Genomic DNA, 18,188 nt, shown 5'->3' on the forward strand with positions numbered 1-18,188 from the left:
AGAGAAGACGCACCACGCTGGGGCTCAGCCCAGGTGCCACAGCGCATACGCCGCGATGAGCAGGAGAAGTCCCGCACCTGCCATGACAGCACCCATGAAGCGCAGATACCCGGGAGTTGCGAAAAAGGGCGGAGCTCCGCCGAGACGCCCCATCGCCATCGACGTCTCCTCGTTCCTGCGCCGGATCCGCTCGGCGCGGCGAGTGGTGACGCCCCGCACATCGAACGCCCAACTCAAACCGCACCACAGGGCGACCATGCCTCCCACCGCAAAGACGATGTCGATCACGGACTGTCCGTGTGCTCCAGCGGCGAGGTGCTGCACTTTCTTGGTGTTCCTTTCGTCGTTCTCCGCCTCCGGTGCCGGGCCGACATACCGGTGACGGCCACCCGAGTAAGTCCAGGTTGTGGGGTCGGTCTACTTGCGGCTCGTCGTCACCCGATCGGCTCTGCGGGGCTTGTGGCGATTCGCTTCACTTTTCGGAAGTGTCCGAGCCGGCTGCCGACCGCATCGTCGGCCACCATGCCTCCGTCGCTCGCGCTGCAACCTTGCGAGCAGTTCCACTACACCTTCGCCCGCACGAGGACCTCGAAGAACGTCCACGACTGCCGCCCGAAGGGTGACGACGGACGATGCGCGCAGGCCCAGCTCGGATCTCAGGCTCCAGTCAGCGGTGATACCGACCGTCCCTCGAAGACCAGCACTACGTACTAGAGGCCTGAAGCGGATGGCACATGGAGGACCATGCGGGCAGTTCTCCTGCGATGTGCTCCTGGCTCATGGCCGAGTAGTCAGGCGGAACATCACTGATCCCGTCCACTTCTAGGACATAGAATTCCGCCTGCGCGCCCGCGACCTCGAGTTGCGCGCCCGGGAAGAATCCGAATTTCGCACGGAACGATCCGGGAGCGCGATAGGGCACGTTGGAGACTACAGTCATGGCAGCGAGAGGTACTTGCACTGCCGAAGATTTCCAACCGAAAAGGCTCAGCCCGCGCACAACCAGCAGTGCGGCGTTACCTACGTCGAATTGCAGTGAGGTGCGCAATTCGAAGAGCAGCGCAGCCGTCGAGGTCAGCTGAGACACCCGGGAATCGAGCAATTGGGCCTCTTGCAGGGAGTCGGCCTCGATCAGGGGATTCGGGTCGGCCACCTCGGCGAGAGTTGAAATTTCGCACTTCGATGCAACGAGACTGTTCAATGAGATCATGGAATCGGGATGTGATTGTAGGGGTCAGCCTTGCTGACCGTCTGGCCGGTTAGGGGGTTTACTGACTGCCCTGCCTTGTTCATGTAGACCACATATCCATTGGGATATTGATATTTTCCTGTCGTCACCGGATCCATGACCCGGACTTGCGTAACCCGTGGATCGAGCCCCTTGGTACCGGCTGGAATATCGTAAGCCCAGCCTTTACCTGTTGCCACTGGCGTACCGGTGACCCCATGGGGGAGGGGCAGCGTTTCGCCGGCGGGTCCCTTCACCGATGCTATGCCGCAGGGCGTCAGCCCGAGAGGATCGGATATCGACAGAGGCGATGCCACATAGGCATGGTGGTTGGGTCCGGGCTCCAGGCCCAGGGGGTCGGGGCTGAGATACCGAGCGGTCTCGGGATCGTAATAGCGGAAGTGGTTGTAGTTCAGGCCGGTTTCCGCATCGGCGTACTGTCCGGGGAAGCGGAGCAGACATTCCACGGTTGTCTGGTCTTCTGCCATTGCGGGGAACCGGGTTCCCCATAGCGCGGTGCGGTGCTGCCATGCCACATTGCCATCGACAGAGACGAGTTCGGTAGGAGTGCCCACGAGATCGGTGACGATCGCATGGAAACGCGTGGTGCGGTCCGCATGTGTCTCCTCGGCGAGCTGAGCCAGGAAGGACGTCCCCGAAGTGCGTGTGTGAGACCAGTGATCGGTTTGAGTGAGTGGACGATGAGTTCCTGGGGCGTAATCCCAGGTGGTGGCACGCCCATCTGCCCCAGTCTGCTCTGCGAGCCGGGTGTCGTCCCAGATGAAGTCAGTTGTTGAAGCTGGGTCGCCATCGGTGGCCTCACGGCGTTTGGAGATTCGACGGCCGAGTGGGTCGTACGTGTATTTCCAGCACTCGCCTGCCGGAGTGGTTACTGCAGTGAGGCAATCTTCCGCATTCCAGGTGTAGGACCAGATTCGGGTCTGGCCGTTGAGTAGTTTGCGGGTCTTGCGGACCAAGCGGCCCTGGCCATCGTGCTCATACGCAGTGCGGCCCGCGGTGCGCAGGAGCGTGCCTGTGAAGGAGCGTCCGTCGGGCTCGGGGTGGCCTGGAGCGGTGGCCTGCGTGAGGTTGCCCGTGGTGTCGTACATGTAGGTCTCGGACCAGCCGAGGGCACGGACCGCTGTGGCCCGACCGGCCGCATCGAGGTCGAAGCGACGGGTGCCGGAGGTGAGTTCACGGATCTCGGAGACGTAGCCGTCGGTGCGGTAGGCGTAGCTGCGGTGCTGGAGCAGGCTTTCGGCGTCCGGAACCGACGCCGGGGCGCTCAGAGTCTGCGTGGTGAGGCGGTCGGTGCTGTCCCATCCCTGGGTGAGGATCGCGCCATCGCCGATGCGGCACTGGGTCTCACGTCCCGCAGCGTCGTACGTGAAGGCCAGCGAACCGTGCTCCGATTGGAGTCCGGCGAGGCGACCCGCCGCGTCGTACGTCCAGTCGGTGGCAAGGCCGGTGGGGGTGACTCGGCGGGTGCGCTGCCCCAAGGCGTCGTACGTGTACAGCATGGTGCGGCTATTGACGCTGTCAGACAACAAACGACCCAACGCGTCGTAACGCAAAACCACTTCGGCGTCCGCGTTGGTGGCGCGGCTGAGGGCTCCGCTGGGGTCGTAGGCGTACGTCGTGATGGCGCCTGCTTCGGTGCGCTGTTCAACGACTCGGCCGAGGGTGTCCCGGACGTAGTGGAGGGACTCGTCTGCGCCGTTGGTCCGAGAGGTGAGGTGGCCTGCCGCATCGTGCGTGTAGGTGATGGTGCGGCCGTTGAAGTCGGTCTCCGCGATCAGGCGGCCCGCTGCGTCATAGGTGTAACTCCATTGCAGACCAGCGGGGTTAGTGACCGTCCTGAGACGTAGTTCCGTGTCGTAGGCGAATTCATAGTGGGCGCCGTCGGGATCGGTGCGCGTCGCGGGGACATCGAAGAGGCCACGGGTGTGTCGAGTGACGTTTCCCGCTAGATCGGTGTAGGTGAGGAGGTTGCCCTCGCCATCCCAGGTCCACATCTCCCGAGTGCTGTCGGGGAGTTCACGCCAGGCGGGCTTGCCCTCGATGGTCCAACCTGTTCGCGTTACATGGCCGAGCGGGTCGGTGACTTCGGCGATACGCCCGAAGACGTCACGGCGGAGGGTGGTGGTGTGCCCAAGTTCGTCGGTAACCGATACGGGGAGCCCGGCGAGGTTCGGGATAGTGGTACGGGTATAGCCCAGCGCGTTCGTAACCGCCGTCGGACGGCCCGCATCGTCGTAGGCGTATCGTGTCTCGGCACCTAGGGGATCGACCGTCGTCAGCCGGTTGCCCCGCTCGTCGTAGGTGTGCCGCCAGACCGCGCCGCCCGGCTCGACCACCTCGGTCGGCAGACCGAGCGCGTTGTACTCCGCCTGGGCCTGTGTGCCGTCGGGGAGGGCCACGCCGGTGAGGTTGCCGGCTTCGTCGTACGTGTACCGCGTGGTGTGGCCCAAGGGGTCGGTCACGGCGACTGGCCGGGCGCCGTAGTCATCCCACTCCGTCCGGGTGACGTGGCCGAGTGGGTCGGTCTCCTCCACGACCAGGCCGTCGGTGTTGTGGCGGTGGAGGGAGATGTTGCCCTGGGAGTCCTTGTACGTCGTCGTGCGGGTCGTGTCGTCGTAGGTGAGAGTGCCGGAGAGGATGCCGTCGATGCCCTCGGTGCGGGTCACGCGGCCGCGGTCGTCGTAGACGTAGGAGAACCACGTGTCGTTGCGGTCGGTCCAGCGGGTGACGCGGCCTTCCGTGTCGTACGTGAACCGCAGGGGCTTGCCGCTGGAGTTGGTGACTTCCGTGAGGTTGCCGGCGGCGTCGTAGGCGTAGCGCATGACGAGCGTGCCCTGGTCGGTGGCCGGGTCCGGGCGGTAGCGGGAGGGGGGCTCGTCCAGCAGGCGGAGGGCGGTGATGCGCGGGCCCTGGGTGTCCACGGCCACGTAGTAGCCGCCCGAGTGACGGAGGCCGTACGGGATGCCGTCGTCGTCGCGTTCGACGTCGACGCGGTTGCCGTTGCGGTCGGTCCAGGAGTCCAGGGCCAGGTGGAAAACGCCGAAGGAGGGGGATGGGACGGGGGCGGCGAAGGTGCGGGTCACGCCGGTCGCCGGGTCCGTGACCGTCATCGCGCCGTCGGGCTTGCCGTCCCATTCCAGGGGCCAGCGGGCGCCCTTGGCGGGCATCGTCGGGACGCCGGCCTCCGGTACGGGGTAGACCAGGCGCATGCCGTCGGCCGCGGCGAAGACGACGCCCTCGCCGTCGATCTGGAGGCACTCGTCCAGGGTGGAGATCCAGGTCGGGCCGAAGCAGACACCGCCCCGGTAGGAGGACAGGTGGGTGCGGGTGAACTCCAGGGGCAGGCTGCCCGGCAGGGTCAGGTCCGTCTGGGTCATCAGCATCGCGCCGGTCGCCACGTCGATCGGCTCGCCCACGCAGGGGGTGCGTTCGGCGTTGCGGGCCGCCGGGCCGAGGTCGACCAGGTCCGGGCGGAGGGAGGGTGGGCGCAGCAGCAGGGGGGTGGTGTCGGTGAGTCCGCCCTCCATGCTCGCCTTGAGCAGGCCGCCGCCCGTGCCCAGCGCGCCACCGAAGATCATGCCGTCCTTGGCCGCCTGGTTGACCTCGTCCAGGCTGAAGCCGTGCTGGAGGCCGGTCGCCATCTGTAGGGGCTGCGCCACCGCCAGGTCCACGGTGACCGACTCGACCCCGCCGAACGCGGCCGCGACCAAGGCGCCGCCGGCGATCTCCGCGATGGTCGTGGAGATCGCGACGCCCATGGTGGCGCCGAACTCGATGACCGCGTCCGCCGCCGCGACGGCCGCACCGGAGGCGAGACCCGCGGTGAAGAAGGCGAGGGCCACTCCGCCCGCGATGACGGCGGCGTCGATGCCGATCCGCGTCCACAGCTTGTTGATGGCGTCGTCGATGGCGTCGGCGAACTTGTCGAGGGCCTTCGCCATCTCCCGCGACGAGTCCGCCAGGTCCTTCAGCCAGCCGCCGTCCTGGTCCTTGGCGTAGCGGCCCCAGAACTTGTCGAACGCCTCGATCGACTCGCCGGTGTTGTGGTGGATGATCGAGGAGGCGCTGCGGTGCACCGGGGAGCGCACGTCGTCCACGGCTCCGGCGAACGTACGCCACGCCTTCGCCGCGTCCCGGAGTTTGCCGGAGTCGGCCTCCGGCCACCACAGGCCCAGCTTCAGCAGGATGTGGCGGGCCTTGTCCTCAACGCTCACCGGCACCGTCGCTCTGCTGGTCGGTCTTCACCTTCGTGAACATGCCTGCGATGAGCTGGTCGTTGTCCACGTGCCCGTCGGCCAGGTCCACCATCGCCTCGTGGATGCTCGTCAGGCCGAGCACCAGGACGCCCGCGGCGCTCTCGATCTTCTTCTGCTGGGGCTTGTACGCGTTGCCGAACTGGTTGCCCTGTTCGTCGTGGCCCCAGGGCTCGCCGAGGGCGTCCAGGGTGTTGACCAGCATGGTCAGCGCCTTGCTCAGATCGATGGCTCCCTGATGGAAGGCCGGAGCCGCCGCCTTGATGTCGGCGGTTTTTATGTCCAGGACCTTGCCGGGGACCTTGCCGTCGCCCACCGATGAACCCCCGTTCGCATCCGCGGTATCCGACCATAGGGCAGACGGGTAAAGAGAGTGTCATGTCGAGAGCGTGCGTGCGTCATGACGCCCGTCGCGTGCTCGTCTCCGAGGCCCCCTACTGGTTGGCCGTGACGGCCCTCCGAGGAGCGGGTGAGTGAACGCCACGTCAACCGAGGAGTGACCAAGCAGGCCGCAGTGATGCGGGCCTGCGCCTCCGCCGGAACTCGGGGTCGAAAAGGTGGCGGGTAGGCGTGCAGAGCCCTTCGGGCGCACGCCCTGGGAGCCATCTGGGAGCCGAACCTCATTCGGGACGAAGAGGTCGACGGTTCAGTCCCGCCACCCCGACAGTCAAGTAGCAGGTCAGAGGGCCCGGGCCCTTACCGGATCGGTGAGGGCCCGCCCTCTGGCTTTGCCGTGTGTCCGACTGCGTGACAGTTGATTCCGAGCGTCTGGATAATCGCGGGTCGGGGCCGAAGATCCCGCCCATGACACGGCGCCGGTCTCACGGGCCCCGGATCTGCTTCCGGTAGACCTCCTCGGTCACAACCGCTCCAGAGTGCCCGACAAGCCGGGAGACCTCCGCCAGTGGTCCCCCGGCCGGCCAGAGGGGCATCACCTACAAACGTCCGTAGGTGTTGCCGCTCTGGCATCTACGGCTGACCTCGACGAGCGCGGTCACTGACGACCGGGGCGCCTCCTGAGCCAGCGGTCCATACGTGGCTCATGGACTCACGCTGGGTGTCCTGGACGACGTGCGCACTGACGGGACAGCATCGGTCCCCAAGGCCGGGAGGCTCTCGGGGACCGACGACCGCTAACTCGTCAGAGCGCCTTCAGACGCCCGCGCTGATCACATGCGCCGGGCGTTCCTGCGCGCAAGGAATTCGGCGGCGGCACCGGTCAGCAGGGCAAGGCTCAAGCCCAAGGCCCCCGCGTTGATGACCGAAGGGCCCTGGGACCAGGCCCAAACGCACCCGACCGCGAAGGCCACGGCTGCGGCGATGCGCCCGGGAGTTCCGCTGACCGCAAGCAGGGGGGTCTGCCCAGCCATGCGCCGACGGTACTTGAGTACGACGATCACCGCGGCAACCAGCACCAGGATGGTCGGAGCTGCAAAGCTGTCCATAACCTATGCGTGCCCTCTCTTTTTATCCGCAGCTACGGCGGACCTACTTGCAGTATCCGCCCTTGTACTCGTACGGGAGGAAGGTCGGCACCTTCACCTCAACGCACTTGCCGTCGGAGCTTGCGTTCCAGGCCACCCGGGATATGTTCGCCGCGTTCAAGATGCCGTACGCATCGAACGGCGGCGGAGCTGCCGCGAACAACACCGCCACGAATCCGGCGTTGGAGGCGAGGTGGGATGTCTCCTTCTTATTGAAGTAGACCGTTCCGCTGATGATTCCCCACGTCCACTTCGGGTCGGCGACAATGGGATATGTGGCGTTCGCACCGGGTTCCACGACCTGGGTGACGGTGTCTCCCTCGACCCGGTAGGACGTAGGCACCGGCGCACCGTTCGCGTCCTTCGCCCAGGGCGTCTCCAGCCCACCGGTGATCTTTCCGGAGGCGTCGAAGACGACCAAGCCACCCTCGGCGGTCTGCCGTACCGTGGCGCCCTCCGGCAGAGTCAGCTTGTACGACTGCTGCCGCGGAGCGTTGGCGTCTTCGAGGGTGAAGAGCGCGCGGAAGCCGCCGTCTGTCGTCGCCTGCGCGGCAGTGGAGACCGAATCATCGCGGCCGGCGAAGACGGTCGTGCCGCTTGTGCTCGAGGCTTCCTTCTCGCCGACTCCGGGAAGGGTGAGCCTGATGGTGTCCTCCCCCTTGGTCGCGCTGATCGGATCGTCAGCGCGGGTCGGAAGTGTTACCTGAGCACCCTCCGCAGCAAGAGTGCCCGAGCCCTTGAGGATCTCCTGGGTGCCCGTCGCCTTCTCTATCACCGCCGATGGCGTCGCAGTGCGTGATGGAGCGTCAGCCATGGCGCCGGGCACAGTGAACATGGTCAGTGCCGCTGCCCCAGCAATGAGCGTCAGATTTCTAACTCCTGCTCTGTACAACACAGTTCCCCCAATTTTCTGGTCCGAGCCGACATCGTCGGCTGGGGGATCTTCACACAGCCAATCAAGGGATCACAAGATCGTCTTTCTTGGCTGCCGTCTTGGCGTCGGCGGCACACGTAACTCATTACCTGCATATAACACTCTCATGGTGAACCTCGGTTGCTTCGCCCGCTTTTGACGGGCTCCTCCACACGGCAATGAACACCGCTGTGAAGTAGGCCACTTGACTTGGAGCGTGCGCGCGGCATCGGTAAATGTTCCGCCGATCTGCGCCCAGCGGCGTCGGGAGGCACACGGCCGGTGGCGTTGCAACTCCGCAGTGACGATCACCGCGATGGCCAGGACGCCGCCCATTCAGTTCTTCGGCTTGCCGAGCACTGGTCCCAAGACGGCCGAGCCGTAGGTGATCACCGCGTAGACCGTCGACACGATCACGCTGACGACATGCTTCTGCCAGGAGGCGGCCGACGACACTGCCACGACGGCCTGCTCACGATCCCCTCTCGCTCCAACAGTCACCCAGTGCGACCCGGCATACATCTCGGGCGGGATCGTCTTGCGAAGTTCGTGGAACCGGCCGTTCGGCACCGGCGCCCTCGAGGATCGACGTTCACCGGTCGGAGACTTCGTCGCGCCTGAAGTTGGTGCCCCTCCCTCAGGGCGCTCCTCACGCATAGTCACAGGATGGTCACGAGGTGACAACCGTGGCTGATCGGGTGACTGATCAGCAAGAAAATGTCTCTCTGTGTTGGCCGGAACTATCCGGCGACCTGTGTGCTGAGGAGCCACAGGGGCGAGGGGGTGGGGAATGACTTACCGTTTCAATCCGCCACCGGGGTGGCCGGTGCCACCTGCGGGATGGATGCCGCCGCCGCACTGGCGGCCCGACCCCTCGTGGCCCCCGATGCCGCAAGGGTGGCAATTGTGGGTTCCTGAGGCCGACTCCGCCACCGCCGCGCTCGCCGTCGCTCCTGCCTCAGGATCTACGGCGCCGGCTGTGACCGTTCCTGAGGACGCGACGACGGTGCCGGCCCCTCGGAAGGGAGGGCTGTTCGGGCGTCGGCGTTCGGATGCCGTGTCCGAGGCTGAAGAACTGCGCGCGTGGATCGCAAGGACACAGGGGGTGGACGCCGCGCGGGTCGCCGGCCTTGTGCGGCAGGTCGAGGCGGAAGCCGCCGCGCTACGTGAGAAGGCGTCCGCCGAAGCCGCCCAGGAAGCCGAGGGGATCCTCAAGGACGCGCGTGAGACTGCGAAGGAGGTTCTCGGCGACGCGCGCCGGACGGCGAAGGAGACCGACCGGATTCGCAAGGAGGCCGACCGGCACCGCAGGGACGTCTTCGACGCTGAGCACCGGCTTGCCGAACTGCAAAGCCGGATCGTCAACGCGGACGAGACTGCCATGCTGCAGGAGGCCGGGATCTATGCCTACCGGCATGCGCTGCACGACGCGATCGCCTACCGCAGCAGGCTCGACACCTTACAGAGCGAGATCAAGGCACTCTCCCGTGCGGGCCACGCCGTCCAGGCGGCCACCGACTGGACGGTCAACGGCTCCAAACGCGAGGGTCAGAAGATGGTCCGCGACTTCTCCAAGCTCATGCTGCGCGCTTACAACGCCGAAGCCGAATACGCCGTGCGGTCCATGCGGCCGCACCGGCTCAGCTCCCTCGTGGACCGGCTCTGCAAGAGCCGTGAGACGATCGCCAAGCTGGGCGCGACGATGCACATTCGGATCACCGACGAGTACCACAACGCACGCGTGCGGGAGCTCGAACTCACCGCCGACTTCCTACAGAAGAAGGAAGAGGAGAAGGAAGCCCAGCGCGAGGCACGTGCCCGGCAGCGCGAGGAGGCAGCGGTCCAGCGGGAACTCGACCGGCAGCGCGAGAAGCTGGACAAGGAACTCAGCCACTATCAGGCAGCACTGGAGCGCCTGCGCGATCGTGGGGACGAAGCGGGTGTCGCGGAGCTGCAAGCCAAACTGGCCGAGATCGAGAACGCCCTACAAGACGTCGAGTCCCGCAAAGCGAACGTCCGCGCCGGCTACGTGTACGTCATCTCGAACGTCGGCGCCTTCGGCGATCGTATGGTGAAGATCGGTTTGACGAGGCGACTCGAACCTCTTGATCGCATCTACGAGCTGAGTGGCGCGGCTGTGCCCTTCCGCTTCGACGTGCACGCGCTGATCTTCAGCAAGGACGCGGTCGGCCTGGAGACGGAACTCCATCGCCAGTTCGCCTCGCAGCGAGTCAACCAGGTCAACAGCCGGAAGGAGTTCTTCTATGCCACCCCGGCCGAGGTGCGCGACGCGCTGCAACGGTTCGCCGGTCAGCATCTGATCGAGTTCACCGAGGAACCCCAGGCACTGGAATGGCGGGCCGGCCAGCGCTTGGGCGAAGCCGGTGCGCCGGTCGCAGGCGCAGGCGGAGTTACAGCCCGGACAGCATGATGTACGGCCAAGCGTCACTACGATCACGGTCATGGATTGGCTGGAGCGTGCCACGAAACTGAGGCAGTGGAGTCGGGGTGGTGCGCGGGCGCCGCACAAGCCGTTGCTGCTGCTGTACGCGCTGGGCCGGTTTCAGGCGGATGCCGCCGACGAGTTGCCGTACAGCGCGGTGGAGTCGGATTTGAAGCGACTACTGGCGGAGTACGGTCCGCCGCGCGGGACCACGCCCGCCTATCCCTTCCATCATCTGGTCAGTGACGGGGTGTGGGAAGTGCGGACCGAACACGGTGTCGGCAGCCCGGGCACCGGGGTGCTGGAACTACGAGCCAGTCGGGCCACCGGGCGGCTGGCGCCGGACCTCCAGGTGGCGCTCCGGCGGGAACCGTCGCTGCTGGGCCGCATGGCAAGGGTGCTGCTGGATCTGCACTTCCCAGCGACACTGCACCAGGACCTGTGTGACGCGGTGGGCCTGGAACTGGAACCGGCGGAGGCCGACGCTCTGGCAGCGCCCGAGAGACGCCAGCGGGACCGCCGGATGCGGGAGACGGTGCTGACCGCGTACGAGTACCAGTGCGCCTTCTGCGGCTACGACGGCATGATCGGCACGGCGCCCGTCGGGTTGGAGGCGGCGCATGTGCGCTGGTGGGCCTTCGACGGCCCGGACGACATCGACAACGGACTGTGCCTGTGCTCGCTGCACCACAAACTCTTCGACAAGGGCGTCATCGGCATAGGCGACGGCCACCGCATCCTGGTCTCGCAGCAATTCGTCGGCCGCAGCCAGGTCGCCCGCGAGTATGTGACCGCACTCGCGGGCCGTCCACTCATCGGCCCTCAACCCGGCATCCCGCCCATTGCGGCAGCGCACCGCTCTTGGCACACCAGCCAGGTCTTCCGCGGCAGCCCCCGCCCGATCGCCGCCTGACCCGTTGTTGAGCGGGGAATATCAAGGGGCGGGGTTCACCGGCAGCCCTGATCGCTTCTCATGTGCCTTCTCCTTCTTCTCCCACAGGTCGACGCCCGGGCGCAGGTCGCCGGCGAGCACCTTGTCCTCGAACTCGCGTATGCGGTGGCAGCCCCTCTTGGAAGCGGTAGAACCGGGACGGAGGGAGGAAACGACGGAATACGGCAAGGGCCGCTTCCCAGTCGGAGGCGACCGGGTCTTGCGGATAGAGGGCCGGACCTGGGTCTTCGGCCGCCCGCGGCACGGCGGAGGCGAGCTCCGGCACCGTCGTCCGTGCGACGACGCCGTTCTTAGCGGCGACCGATAGGCCGTCTTTCATCCGTCGCACGACAGGGCCGAAAGAGGTGTCGGCACCGGTGTAGCTCAGCACGCGGTCATCGCCCCGGAAGAACGCGCCCAACCGTCCAGCAACTGGATGACCGAGAGATAGATCATCATGTCCTGATCAGGGATGTGGCCGGCCGAGTCGACCGTGCCGGAATCCCCGGTAACGGCCATGCCGCCCAGATCGAACCCGCTGGCGTCTCCCCGACCGGACCGTACGGTGAACTCCACACTGATCACGGGGTGTAGCTCTTTCCTGCCATCACTCGGTCCGAGCCGGTGTCCCTCGGCGGGGGTGCGTTCGCGGGGGGCCGTCGGTGGCTCCGGCCGGAAGGGAGGGGAGCCACCGACGGGTGGGGGATCAGTCCTCGTTGGGGTCGAGGACCCGGCCCTTGAGCTTGACCGGGTTCGCGGCGCCCACGCGGAGTTCGCCGTCGGTGTAGCGGCCCGGGGTCGCGCCGTCGGTGGCGGTGACCTGGGCGGCGTAGCCGATGCACTCCTGGTTGGTGGAGAGGTACGGGTTGTGGGTGAAGGACAGCGTGCGGCCCTGGTTGCCGAGGGTGCCCTGGGTGGTCTGCATGTTGCCCTTGGCGGCGAGGGTGTTGACGTCGTGGTAGGCCCACGACAGCCAGCCCGTGAAGACGAAGCCCGTGGGGGCCTTGAGGGTGAAGGTGAGGTCGCCCGGGTTCACCGGGTCGGGGACAGTGCTGAGGACGCCGAAGCTGAGGTGGGCCGGTACCCCGCCCGGGGCGTCCTCGACGATGCCCTGCTGGAGGATGTACAGCTTGCTCTCGGAGCCCGGTTCGACGGGGGCCTGGGTCTGTGTGCCCATGGTGTTCCCTTCTGTGGATGGGTGCGTCCGCGTGAGCGGATCCGCCGGTGGCGGGCTTGGGGCGCGGGCGGCTCCGCTCGTGGCCCGTGGGGCACGGGACGGGCGCCACGCGTCAGGCGGAGGAGGCGTCCTCGGCGGGGGGCTCCTCGGACGGCGTCTCCTCGGCGGGGGCGTGGTCGGACAGCAGGGGGCCCAGCACCGTCAGGGCGCCGAGGACGATGTCCTCGTAGAGGTAGAACCCCGCCTCCAGGGGCGGTAGTTCGGGGGCCTCGGCGACGTGTGCAGGGGTGTCCTCGTCCATGGGGGTCCGGGGCGCGGGTGTGCCCAGGAGGTCCGTGAGGTCCTGCGCGGCGCCCAGGAACGCCGTGCGGGCGCTGGTGGCCAGCAGCCGCAGGGGCAGGTCGAGGGCGGCCGCGGTGCGCTGGCCGGGGACGGCCCTCGCCGCGGCGGGGGCGTCGGAGGTGGCGGCGGCCAGCCACTGGACGGGGAAGGTGGCGGCGGAGACGATCCGCTCGGTGGGCAGCACGGGCGGGGGGTCGCCGTCGACCATCAGGTCCTCCCACTCCATCAGGTCGAAGAGGAACTGGCCGCCCTTGTACAAGGGCCAGGGCCGGACCGTGTCGAGGAGGAGCCGGGCGCGCTCGGGGGTGTCGCGGCGCACCGCCACGCCGTGCCGGGCCAGCGTGCACAGGCTCCGGCGCAGACTGCCGTTGACCTGGCCGAGGAAGGCGAAGGCCCGGTGGTCGGTGGGGGTCAGCGGGCCGGCGGCGTCGGAGCCGGCGCTGGGGGTGGGGGTCACAGTGGCCTCGAGGTGACGTAGTGGGCGATCTGCCGCAGGACGGCCTTGCCCTCGTTCTCGGGGATGATCCGGAGGTCTTCCTCGAAGCGGGCGATGCCTTCGGCGGCGAGCCGGTCGGCGAGTTCGGTGGCGTACTCGATGGAGCCGTGCCGGCGCATGGCGGCGAGGAGTTCCTCGGCGTGCTGCTGGGTCTTGTCGGTACGGCGCTGCCGCAGGATGTCCAGGAGGCGGGGGCGCTCGTGGGCGTACGCGGTGCGGAACAGGTGGATCAGCATGACCGTCCGCTTGCCTTCGAGCAGGTCACCGAGGGGTTCCTTGCCGTAGAGGGCCTCCTCGCCGACCAGGTTCAGGATGTCGTCCTGGATCTGGAAGGCGATGCCGATCAGGCGGAACGCCTCGTCGAACCGGTCCAGTACGGCCGGGTCGGTCACGCCGGCGCAGACGGCGCCGATGCGGCACGGGCTGATGCAGGTGTACCAGCCGGTCTTCTTGGTGCTCATCGTGAAGTAGGCGTCGTCGGCCTCGGGGACGACTTCGTGGCGGATCCAGCCCAGCTCCATGGCCTGGCCCTCGATGGACTCCCGGCACATGTGGACCGCCTCGTGGATGAGGCCGAGGGTGCGGGCGAGACCGAGCGTCTCGAGGTTGGACAGGACGGCGTCGACGGCGAGCAGGTTCAGTCCGTCGCCGACGTTGACCGCCAGGCCCAGACCGTGTTCCTCGTGCATGGTGGGCATGCCGCGCCGGTGCGTGGACTCGTCGGCGATGTCGTCGTGGACGAGGAAGCCGTTGTGGAACAGTTCCAGCGCGGCGGCGGCGCGTACGGCGTCGTCGGGGCGTCCGCCGAACGCGGCGCAGGCGGCGATGGTCAGGGTGGGGCGCAGGCCCTTGCCCTGGCGGGCCGGGTAGGAGCGCATGAGGTCGTACAGCTCGGCGCGCGGCTCGCGGTCCGGCAGCAGCCGTTCGATCTCCTCGCCGGTGCGGGCGCGGCACCGGAACATGGTCTCCAGCAGGTCGGCGTCGCGGACGGTGTCCTCCAGCGACCAGCTGGTGCTGGTGCGGCCGTCCCACAGCACGCGCGGCGCCCGTACGGTGGTGTCGCCGATCAGCACGGGGGGTGCGGGGGCGTCCTCGGGGGCGCGCCGGGCGAGGAAGTCCAGCGCCGTCCAGTCGACCGGGTCGGCGGCCGGTTCGAGGGCGGCGGGCGCCGCGGTGCCCCACAGCCGGGGGGCCTGTTCCCGGTAGGTGCCCCAGAGTTCCTGCATGCTGCGCAGGCCCGCGGCGCGCTGGGACAGCAGCGTGAAGGCCCGCCACACGGCGAGGGTGTCCTCCTGGGAACCGCGGACGTCGAGGCTGTCGGACAGCACCTGGTCGACGGGCGGGCGCTGGAGGTCGAACAGCAGGTTCATCGCGCGGTCGTCGAAGACGACCTCGACGTCGGGGTCCGGGCAGGGAGCCCGGCGCACGACGATGCGGCTGTGCCGTGCGGTGAGCGTGGCGTGGCTGCCGTCGTCGAAGCGCAGGCCCAGCCGGATACCGCCCAGGTGGCCGGCGGCGGCGGCGAGGACGGCCGGCGCCCGGTCGGACAGGGCGGCCACGGTCTCGTCCAGCAGGCCGGCGCCGGTGAGCGCGGGGGCGGTCTCAGTCATGGGCACCGCCGGCGAACTCCACGATGCCCTCGGCGCGGAAGCCGATGCGACGGCCGCCGACCGTGCCCTCCACGGTGCACGGGCCGAGGGTCTCGTGCACGCTGAACGGGCGCAGGCTCGTCTCGGACGGGTTGGCGATCCGGCCCGCCGTGTGCGAGCGGAAGTCCAGGACGAGACGGTCGTCGCCGAGCCTGGCGGTGATCAGCAGCCGGCCGGGAACGGCCGCCATCGGCGGGGTGCCCAGCGTGTCCGCCAGCGGCGGCACCGTCGCCACCCGGTCGCGGTCCAGGCTCCCGCTGACCGCGACCCGCAGGTTGCGGCGGGGGAAGTGCCGGATCATGCGTCCGTCGCGCCACAGCATCACCGAGCCGTTGGCGGCGTCCGCCGGGCGTTCGGGCTGGAGGAGGGTGAAGACCACCGCCGCCGGCGGGGCGGCGTCGGGCGCTCCGGACGGGTCGTTGACGAACCCGAACACCCAGCCGCCGAGCGTGGGCCAGGACCAGCGGCCGCGCACCCGCTCGTGGTAGCCCAGCAGGTCCGTCCGCGTGACCGTGCCGTCGCCGTGCCGCAGCGTGCCGGTGCCCAGCACTCCGGGTTCCGACTGCCAGCGCAGGTGCTCGTCGTCACCGAACGGCGCGCACTGCGAGGTGCAGGGCCTGCTGGTGCGGACCAGCCGTACGTCGGCCGCCGGTGCCGCCGACCGGGCCGCCACCCGGAACGCGCCGGGCGTACCGTGCGGGTGCGGCAACCGGAAGGCCGACCAGGGCAGTTCGGGCTGGTCGGCGTTGAACTGTGTCGCGCTCCAGCCGTGGTCCTCCCCGTGGACGAGCAGGATCGCCATGTGCTGCCCCTCGGCCGCGGTGCCGGTGCCGCTGCGCCGCCCGCCGACCGGGGCGCCCGGGTCGGCGTGGATCTCGCCGGTGGAGGACCCCAGGACGGACAGGTTGGCGATCAGTGCCTGCCGGCCGCACCGGGACAGGAAGGCGTAGTGCAGCCACTTGCGGTCGAGCGGGTGCGCGAGCGGCGCGTGCGGGAAGGGACCCGGGGGCCCGAGCCTGGGGAGGGTGGGCGTGGACACGTTTCGGACGTTAACGCACGGAATCCGCAATGTCGCAATCTGTCACCTTCATGCGGGTGAGCTGGTAGCACAGAAACGTTTACTTCCGTATTGAGGGTTTGAAGTCGTCGCCCTCGCAAAGGATGTGCCGTGGTGCGCGGGACCCGCCCATGGCCGTCCGTGGCGCCGGGTCCGCCGTGGACGACTCATGGGCCGGGCGTCCCGCGCTACTCGTCGTCGTCCAGCACGCTTGCCTTCAGGCGCACTTCGGGCTGCCCCGCGATCACCGCCCGTCCGTCGGTGTAGCGGCCCGGCCGGGCGTCCGCCAGGGCCCGGATGCCGAGCGTGTAGACCAGGGCCGCCGCCGGATGCTCCCGGGTGTTCAGCCGCGGTTCGTCCGTGAGTGTCAGTGCTCCGCCGTTCTCCCGCACGGTCGCCGTCGGCGCCCCGCCGGGGAGCACGGTGCGGTCCGCGCGGTAGTACGCGCTGGTCGCCCGGCCGTCGAAGACGAACCCCGTGGGAGCCGTGAAGCGGTGCTCCACGCGTCCGGGGATCCACGGGTCGGTGGACGACACCCGTACGTGGAGCAACTCGCTCGCCCCGCGCGGGATCTCGATGCCGACCTCCTGCCGGACCAGCAGCTCCGTTTGTGGCTCCCGTTCATCCTCCGGCGTCGGCCCCGGTTCCCGCTCCCGTTCCTCCGCCGAGGCGGACGCGGTGGTGAGGGGAAGGGCGACGATCCGGTGGTGGAAGTTGTCCGCCACGAGCAGCCGGTGGCCGGCCTCGTCCACGGCGAGGCCGCACGGGTAGGCCAGCTCCGCGCCGACGACCGTACCGGCCGTGCCGTCGGCGCCACCGGCGTCCCCGTCCCCCGGCTCGCCGCCCGACGGAACGCGCCCCGCGACGACGCGGGCGGTTCCGTCGGCCAGCCGCCACACCCGGTGCCCGTTGACGTCGGCGACGTACACGGCGCCCCGGCCGTCGACCGCCACCGCGAGCGGCGCGCTCCAGTCGACTCCCGTGGCCCCCGTGCCGTCGCCCCCGTCCGGGTCCGCCGGTCCGGCGAGGACACGTAGTGTTCCGTCCGTGCCCAGCACCAGCACCCGGCGGCCCACCGGGTCGGCGATGTACAGCTGACCGGCCGCGTCGGCGGCGAGGCCCGCGGGCACGAACGCCTCGCCGGCGTCGGCCGCCCCGGGACCGCCGGGCCGCCCCGATGCCGCGACGACGGTGGTGACGACTCCGTCGCCGCCGACCCTGCGCACGCGGCGACCGCCCGCCTCGCCGATGTACAGCGATCCGGTGCCGTCCACGGCCACCGCGCACGGGGAGTCCAGCCGGGCGCGGTCGGCCGGACCGCCGTCACCGTCGTCACCGTCGGCGCCCGCGCGGGAACCGTCTCCCGCCACGGTGCAGATGACGCCCGACGGGTCCACGCGCCGGACCCGGTGGTTGGTCTCGTCGGCGATGAACAGGCCGCCGTCCGGCGCGACCGCGAGGGCGGCCGGGAACGCCAGACGGCTCCGCGTCGCCTCCGCGCCGTCCCCCGCGAAACCCCGCAGCCCGTCGCCGGCGACCGTGGTGAGGGTGCCCGAGCCGTCGATCCGGCGGACCCGGTGGTTGGCGTGGTCGGCGATCCAGACCGCGCCGCCGCCGACGGCGGCGGCGGCGGCGGGGAAGGCGAGCCGTCCCGCCGGGGCGGGTCCGCCGTCCCCGGAGAATCCGGCGGTGCCGGTCCCCGCCACGGTGCCCGGCGTTCCGGCCGCGGCCGGGGAGTCCCGCCGGTCCGGGCGGGCCGTGGCGTCGGCGGTCATGCCGTCACCACCCGGTACGGGCACGGCCGCGGCCCCCTGGCGCCCGTACCGTTGCGCTGCCACGGCCTCGTCTGCCGCATGTCGGTCTCCTTCCGAGCCGTCGTTGGCGTTCGTCCTGCATACCGGCCGGACCGGCCCCGGGTGAGCAGCGCACCGCACGCTCCACCCGCACGAGGGAGTGGACGCGGACGGCACGCGGCGCCCGGAACCGGGAGGGAAGCCGCGGGGGTCGTGGGACGCGGGTCGGGGACGACGGGCGGCCGGGAGGCGCCGGCGTCTTCGGCGCGGCCCGGAGCCGGCGCGGCCCGGAGCCGGCGCGGCCCGGAGCCGGCGCGGCCCGGAGCCGGCGCGCCGCGCACCCCCTGCGCACTCCCCCGTGCCTCAAGTGCACTCGAACAAGTGACGCAGAATCGATCCGG

The 18,188-nt window shown here is 69.1% G+C and carries 15 protein-coding genes; 2 read left to right on the plus strand and 13 right to left on the minus strand.

Features of this window, described 5'->3' with window-relative positions:
* Positions 1 to 24 precede the first annotated feature (24 nt).
* The 7 genes from ACIQVT_RS29565 to ACIQVT_RS29595 form a co-directional block, all read right to left on the minus strand.
* Entirely contained in the window at positions 25 to 288 is a 264-nt protein-coding gene (locus ACIQVT_RS29565) for a hypothetical protein (RefSeq protein ID WP_403760700.1), read from the minus strand.
* 415 nt (positions 289 to 703) lie between these two features.
* On the minus strand, positions 704 to 1,210 hold the full coding sequence (locus ACIQVT_RS29570) for a hypothetical protein (RefSeq protein ID WP_403760703.1): 507 nt from the start codon (positions 1,208 to 1,210) through the stop codon (positions 704 to 706).
* Entirely contained in the window at positions 1,207 to 5,463 is a 4,257-nt protein-coding gene (locus tag ACIQVT_RS29575) for a DUF6531 domain-containing protein (protein WP_403760706.1), read from the minus strand. The genes ACIQVT_RS29570 and ACIQVT_RS29575 overlap by 4 nt, the downstream gene beginning before the upstream one ends.
* A complete protein-coding gene (locus tag ACIQVT_RS29580; RefSeq protein WP_403760709.1) occupies positions 5,453 to 5,818 on the minus strand; it encodes a hypothetical protein in 366 nt (121 codons plus the stop codon). Before ACIQVT_RS29580 ends, ACIQVT_RS29575 begins: the two co-directional genes overlap by 11 nt.
* Before the next feature lie 853 nt (positions 5,819 to 6,671).
* Positions 6,672 to 6,947, minus strand: coding sequence for a hypothetical protein (locus tag ACIQVT_RS29585; protein ID WP_403760712.1), 276 nt, complete (start codon positions 6,945 to 6,947; stop codon positions 6,672 to 6,674).
* Between the two features lie 43 nt (positions 6,948 to 6,990).
* Positions 6,991 to 7,800, minus strand: a complete 810-nt coding sequence (locus tag ACIQVT_RS29590) for a hypothetical protein (RefSeq protein ID WP_403760715.1) — start codon at positions 7,798 to 7,800, stop codon at positions 6,991 to 6,993.
* 435 nt (positions 7,801 to 8,235) lie between these two features.
* Entirely contained in the window at positions 8,236 to 8,361 is a 126-nt protein-coding gene (locus tag ACIQVT_RS29595; RefSeq protein ID WP_403760718.1) for a hypothetical protein, read from the minus strand.
* 517 nt (positions 8,362 to 8,878) lie between these two features.
* Between ACIQVT_RS29595 and ACIQVT_RS29600 the strand changes: the two genes are divergently transcribed.
* Together ACIQVT_RS29600 and ACIQVT_RS29605 are read left to right on the plus strand one after the other, a co-directional pair.
* Entirely contained in the window at positions 8,879 to 10,330 is a 1,452-nt protein-coding gene (locus tag ACIQVT_RS29600) for a DUF4041 domain-containing protein (protein ID WP_403760721.1), read from the plus strand.
* A gap of 31 nt (positions 10,331 to 10,361) precedes the next feature.
* A complete protein-coding gene (locus ACIQVT_RS29605; RefSeq protein ID WP_403760724.1) occupies positions 10,362 to 11,255 on the plus strand; it encodes a phosphorothioated DNA-binding restriction endonuclease in 894 nt (297 codons plus the stop codon).
* A gap of 402 nt (positions 11,256 to 11,657) precedes the next feature.
* Here ACIQVT_RS29605 and ACIQVT_RS29610 read toward each other — a convergent pair whose 3' ends face one another.
* The 6 genes from ACIQVT_RS29610 to ACIQVT_RS29635 form a co-directional block, all read right to left on the minus strand.
* Complete coding sequence (locus ACIQVT_RS29610; protein ID WP_403760727.1) at positions 11,658 to 11,858, minus strand: hypothetical protein; 201 nt, start codon at positions 11,856 to 11,858, stop codon at positions 11,658 to 11,660.
* 121 nt (positions 11,859 to 11,979) lie between these two features.
* Positions 11,980 to 12,450, minus strand: a complete 471-nt coding sequence (locus tag ACIQVT_RS29615; RefSeq protein WP_403760730.1) for a hypothetical protein — start codon at positions 12,448 to 12,450, stop codon at positions 11,980 to 11,982.
* A gap of 112 nt (positions 12,451 to 12,562) precedes the next feature.
* Positions 12,563 to 13,249: a hypothetical protein gene (locus tag ACIQVT_RS29620; RefSeq protein ID WP_403760733.1), complete on the minus strand. Its 687-nt coding sequence runs from the start codon at positions 13,247 to 13,249 to the stop codon at positions 12,563 to 12,565.
* Positions 13,246 to 14,898 carry a polyprenyl synthetase family protein gene (locus ACIQVT_RS29625; protein ID WP_403760737.1) on the minus strand — a complete coding sequence of 551 codons (1,653 nt, stop codon included), beginning with the start codon at positions 14,896 to 14,898 and terminating at the stop codon, positions 13,246 to 13,248. The genes ACIQVT_RS29620 and ACIQVT_RS29625 overlap by 4 nt, the downstream gene beginning before the upstream one ends.
* Positions 14,891 to 15,976: a hypothetical protein gene (locus ACIQVT_RS29630; RefSeq protein ID WP_403760741.1), complete on the minus strand. Its 1,086-nt coding sequence runs from the start codon at positions 15,974 to 15,976 to the stop codon at positions 14,891 to 14,893. The genes ACIQVT_RS29625 and ACIQVT_RS29630 overlap by 8 nt, the downstream gene beginning before the upstream one ends.
* A gap of 206 nt (positions 15,977 to 16,182) precedes the next feature.
* Complete coding sequence (locus ACIQVT_RS29635; protein ID WP_403760745.1) at positions 16,183 to 17,769, minus strand: serine/threonine protein kinase; 1,587 nt, start codon at positions 17,767 to 17,769, stop codon at positions 16,183 to 16,185.
* Between the last annotated feature and the right edge of the window lie 419 nt (positions 17,770 to 18,188).

The organism is Streptomyces sp. NPDC100445 (assembly GCF_044759735.1).
In the GTDB taxonomy this organism is placed as follows: Bacteria; Actinomycetota; Actinomycetes; order Streptomycetales; family Streptomycetaceae; genus Streptomyces.

Excerpts from the sequence above, each read along its gene's own strand:
- ACIQVT_RS29570 (WP_403760703.1), bottom strand. The coding sequence starts at position 1,210 with ATGATCTCATTGAACAGTCTCGTTGCATCGAAGTGCGAAATTTCAACT.
- ACIQVT_RS29615 (WP_403760730.1), bottom strand. The coding sequence starts at position 12,450 with ATGGGCACACAGACCCAGGCCCCCGTCGAACCGGGCTCCGAGAGCAAG.
- ACIQVT_RS29635 (WP_403760745.1), bottom strand. The coding sequence starts at position 17,769 with ATGACCGCCGACGCCACGGCCCGCCCGGACCGGCGGGACTCCCCGGCC.
- ACIQVT_RS29585 (WP_403760712.1), bottom strand. The coding sequence starts at position 6,947 with ATGGACAGCTTTGCAGCTCCGACCATCCTGGTGCTGGTTGCCGCGGTG.
- ACIQVT_RS29590 (WP_403760715.1), bottom strand. The coding sequence starts at position 7,800 with ATGGCTGACGCTCCATCACGCACTGCGACGCCATCGGCGGTGATAGAG.
- ACIQVT_RS29605 (WP_403760724.1), top strand. The coding sequence starts at position 10,362 with ATGGATTGGCTGGAGCGTGCCACGAAACTGAGGCAGTGGAGTCGGGGT.
- ACIQVT_RS29625 (WP_403760737.1), bottom strand. The coding sequence starts at position 14,898 with ATGACTGAGACCGCCCCCGCGCTCACCGGCGCCGGCCTGCTGGACGAG.